Raw genomic sequence first — 3774 nt, forward strand, 5'->3', positions numbered from 1 at the left:
AACTCAGGCCGGCAATGAGGATCCAAACACCAAAGCCGACGATTCCGAGCGAGATCGCATAGCCAGCCGCTTTTTCCATGGATCGGCCCAAAAAGGAAAACCGGCATCGATATCGCCTGTACGACTCGCTACGGGCCAAAACGTTCCGGCGTGCGCGGGCGACCGCCGCGGGAATTGAAAAATCACCTGATCCGACTGTTGATAGCCCGCTACCAGCTCAGGTTCGAGCGCTCGCGATTGAGCCGCTGAGAGTAGGCCCGCCGGTCACGCCGGCGGCTCATTGCTCGTTGTCATCGTCCCAACCGCGACGCCAACCGCCGTGACCGTCGCCCCAACTGTAACCGGGACCCCAATAACTTGGACCGTAGCCGTGGCGGCGAGGCCAGTCATCGTCGTCAAATCGATATCGACGATAGTACCCATAGCGACGATAGTAGTTCGGCTGCCACCAGCAACGTCCCCAAGGGTTGCAGACCCAGCCGACCTGTTCCACGCCTGACGTCGGCGCCACGGATGGCGCGATCGGCGTGGCGTTGGCGCCGGTCGCGGCAAACGGGCCGAGCATCGCAGAGGCAAAGATAGCAAGAATCAGTTTTCGCATCTCACGCCGGCGGGTTTTTCATTGGTAACCTACATCGCGAACAACAGGATGCTGATCGCGCTGACCGCCAAGGCCAGCGTGGCGGCAATGGACAATGCAAAGGTCCAGTCGGTCCGCGCCATAAGGTTGATCGTTGATCTCGTTCGAGGCCGCGCGTTGATCTGGATCAAACAGGAATCACGTGCCCATTCGTAAGTCTGAATTAGCCATTCCGGGGGTGACCGGCAGTGGTCGCACTCGTCCTGTACGTGCTATTCCCGCCCAACTAGCCATCGATGCCAGACGCCCGCGCCGCGTTGGGCGGACTAAAAACTCAACCCATCGGGTGTTTTATGTGAACAGCTCGGCGCCGGCCGCAGTGAAGGTCACGAAGGTCCCGGATTCGTGCATTACAAGCGCCGCGCTCGATAGCGAGTTTCATGCCGGTGCCATATTCTGCCGGACTGCCGCCATCGCGAAACAAAAACGGCTCGTTGACCTTCTCATGTGGATGCAGCCTGCATCGGCTCGACAGCGTTGGCGATCTCGAGGATTCGACGCGCGGCTTTTTCCATGTCGGCGGTAGTGTATTTCATGCAGCGGCCTTGTCTTCCTTGTCAGCGCCCCGGGCGACGATCCTTATCGCATCATCGGCCAACGGCCGTTGCAGCGCCTTGGCTTCATCCCACGGCGCGCGCATCCAAATGTCGCGTTCCTCGTCAGTGATCAAGATGACCGGCATGGCCCTCGGATAGATCGGCTCGACCACGGCGTTCGGCGAGGTCGTGAGGAAACCATAGACCAGGTGCGGGCCGGGAATCGGTTTCGACTTGGTACCGCGATCGCCCTTGAACTCGGTCCAGATGCCCGCGAAGCAGGTCAGCGGCCTATCCTCGTTAATCGCGAACCAGACAACATCCTTCTTCTTGGTCTCGGGGTTCGGCTCCGGCGCGTATTCGGCGAAGCTGTTGAACGGCACCAGACAACGGTTTTCCGGCTTCAGCCAGCCGCGCCAGTGCGGCGAGGAGGTATTGCGGATGTTGGTTACCGGCGGTCCGCCTGTGCGTGGCGGTGGCGGCATGCCCCAGCGCATCAGGACCAACTCCCGTTCGCTGCCTGCATTGCGAACGACCGGCGCGGGATAATCGGGAAACACGCCCGGCATCGGCGCGAGGTTGCCGACATAACGGTTCATGACGCGGAACAGCGCGCGAATGGCTTCTTGGTTAGTCGTGATGCTGTAGAGATTGCACATTTGCCGGAACCGCCGCGATACCCCTACAGCCTTTAGTGTGGTGTCGGTCTTTCAGCTTGCGCATGTAGTAGCCATGCGTGTGAATCGCGGCCTTGATTTCCTCGCTAACTTTGGCAACCCGCTTCTTGCTCTTGCGCCATCCTCCTGGAGCAACGGGAGGGATCGGACATCCCTTCTTGACAACGAGCAGCTCACGTCTGGTGTTCAAATACACATCCATATGCCTGCCTCCCTCAAAAGGCTGACCTTATCGCTTAGTGAGCAGAGCATGGGTTACCCAAAGGCAACACCGAGCCGTTGTTGTGCGCCCTCCTAATTTACCGCTCACAGGAAGCGCAGCGAAACGCTTGACCAAGCTGAAGCGATACAGGCCGGATGAGCAGCTAGCTGTCGTGGATTACGCATTGGGATCGCCGCCGCTGAAATATCGGCATGAGCACTAAGACGCGCGAGGTCATCTGGGGCGGCCGGATCATGAGCGCGAAGATGCGCGCCGAAACGACCCGCCAAGAGGCTAGGAAGGCCGCCCGCGCGGCGGATCGAGCCGAGGCGGAAGCATGGTCAATCCGCATGGAAGGCTATGGCGGGCCCGCGCAGCCGAGCCCAACGATTGGCCAATGTCTGAACGGCGGTTACGGCTGGCTGGAGGTCGAGTGCTGCCGCTGCAAGACAAGGGCAAGCATGCCATTAGATGCTATCCACCGGCCGCGTGATACGCCGATCTGGAAGCTAGAGCCGTCGTTCCGATGCCGGTCCTGCGGCACCCGCCGCTACAAGCCGCCTGTCCGCATGATCAAGTTGACCGAGCAGCGGGAGATTACACCGTACAAGTGGGTGCATCCAGATGAAGAGCGGTGAGGTTCGCTTTGCAAGTTGAATCAGACCTTGGTGTCAGTGCCTTGCATGGAGGCTAATGACCCGTTGCGGACATTTCAGCCTTGCGTCCGATCTGAGATATCGTGCAGCCTGCGAGGATAACTCCATCGGCCTTTTTAGAACCAAGGATATTTGCCAATGCCAATACCTACGCCAAACACCCGTGGAGCAGAGTTTTGGAACAGCACCATGGGTCACTCATGGGTTGCGCAGCAAGCCGTGATCAGTGACGTCTTCACGTCAGTCACGAGCGTCAGCTTAGATGCCGCGGCCGCAAAGCCGGGCGAGCACGTGATCGACATCGGATGCGGCACCGGCGACACGCTGTTGGCCTTTGCCAGGGTTGTTGGGCCATCAGGCGCTGTGTTAGGCGTCGATGTCTCGGTCCCGATGCTTGACTTCGCCAAACATCGTGTCGCCGAGGCGACACTTAGCAATGCCGCCTTTGCGCTGGCCGACGCGATGAGCTACGCCTTCGAACCGCGCTGGGCGGATCTAGTTTATTCGCGATTCGGCGTGATGTTCTTCGATGACCCAATCAGGGCCTTCACCAATATCCGCAGCGGCATGAAGGCAGGCGGGCGGCTGGTGTTCGTCTGTTTTCGGGCCATGCCGGAGAGTCCGTGGTTTCGCGTACCGATCGAGGCTGCACGGCCGCATGTGCCGCCTCAGCCGCCGGTGGATCCATTGGCACCGGGGATGTTTTCGCTCGCGAACGAGGAGCGCCTGCGTGGCATCCTGACTGGGGCTGGGTTTCGCGAAGTGGCGCTCAAGGCGACCGATGTGCCGATTGACGGTAAGGACACCAAGCAAAGCATGGCATTCATCACGCAGGCTGGCCCGTTGCCTGCGCTGCTCGAAAATGCCTCGGGCGAGCAACGGATACGCGCCACAGAAGCGGTTTGCAACGCGCTCGCTGCAAATATCGGAGCAGACGGGCGCGGCCTGCATGTGGGTCTGTGGCTTGTGTCGGCGTTAGCCTAGCGAAGCCAATCCGCCTCAAAGAGCAGCTTTGCCAAGTCTGCTCGTGATGCTGTGGACGGCTCCTCCACGGGCACGAGAG

The 3774-nt window shown here is 60.1% G+C and carries 5 protein-coding genes; 3 read left to right on the plus strand and 2 right to left on the minus strand.

The window, feature by feature from the left end; genetic code table 11:
* Positions 1-277: 277 nt before the first annotated feature.
* On the minus strand, positions 278-601 hold the full coding sequence (locus tag CQ12_RS42535; RefSeq protein ID WP_083519399.1) for a hypothetical protein: 324 nt from the start codon (positions 599-601) through the stop codon (positions 278-280).
* A gap of 48 nt (positions 602-649) precedes the next feature.
* Here CQ12_RS42535 and CQ12_RS43980 point away from each other — a divergent pair, with 48 nt between their 5' ends.
* Positions 650-796 (plus strand): hypothetical protein, encoded by a 147-nt coding sequence (locus CQ12_RS43980; protein WP_157088365.1) that lies wholly within the window; start codon positions 650-652, stop codon positions 794-796.
* A 376-nt stretch (positions 797-1172) separates the two neighbouring features.
* On the opposite strand, the gene CQ12_RS21045 is transcribed toward CQ12_RS43980, so the two are convergent.
* Positions 1173-1835 carry an SOS response-associated peptidase gene (locus CQ12_RS21045; protein ID WP_057837224.1) on the minus strand — a complete coding sequence of 221 codons (663 nt, stop codon included), beginning with the start codon at positions 1833-1835 and terminating at the stop codon, positions 1173-1175.
* Between the two features lie 474 nt (positions 1836-2309).
* Here CQ12_RS21045 and CQ12_RS21050 point away from each other — a divergent pair, with 474 nt between their 5' ends.
* Positions 2310-2693, plus strand: coding sequence for a hypothetical protein (locus CQ12_RS21050; protein WP_057837226.1), 384 nt, complete (start codon positions 2310-2312; stop codon positions 2691-2693).
* 207 nt (positions 2694-2900) lie between these two features.
* On the plus strand, positions 2901-3695 hold the full coding sequence (locus tag CQ12_RS21055; RefSeq protein ID WP_057837225.1) for a class I SAM-dependent methyltransferase: 795 nt from the start codon (positions 2901-2903) through the stop codon (positions 3693-3695).
* Positions 3696-3774: the final 79 nt, after the last annotated feature.

Source organism: Bradyrhizobium jicamae, from assembly GCF_001440395.1.
GTDB classification, from domain to species: domain Bacteria; phylum Pseudomonadota; class Alphaproteobacteria; order Rhizobiales; family Xanthobacteraceae; genus Bradyrhizobium; species Bradyrhizobium jicamae.

Coding starts and splice junctions, on each gene's coding strand:
- CQ12_RS42535 (WP_083519399.1), bottom strand. CDS start 601: ATGCGAAAACTGATTCTTGCTATCTTTGCCTCTGCGATGCTCGGCCCG.
- CQ12_RS43980 (WP_157088365.1), top strand. CDS start 650: ATGCTGATCGCGCTGACCGCCAAGGCCAGCGTGGCGGCAATGGACAAT.
- CQ12_RS21045 (WP_057837224.1), bottom strand. CDS start 1,835: ATGTGCAATCTCTACAGCATCACGACTAACCAAGAAGCCATTCGCGCG.
- CQ12_RS21050 (WP_057837226.1), top strand. CDS start 2,310: ATGAGCGCGAAGATGCGCGCCGAAACGACCCGCCAAGAGGCTAGGAAG.
- CQ12_RS21055 (WP_057837225.1), top strand. CDS start 2,901: ATGGGTCACTCATGGGTTGCGCAGCAAGCCGTGATCAGTGACGTCTTC.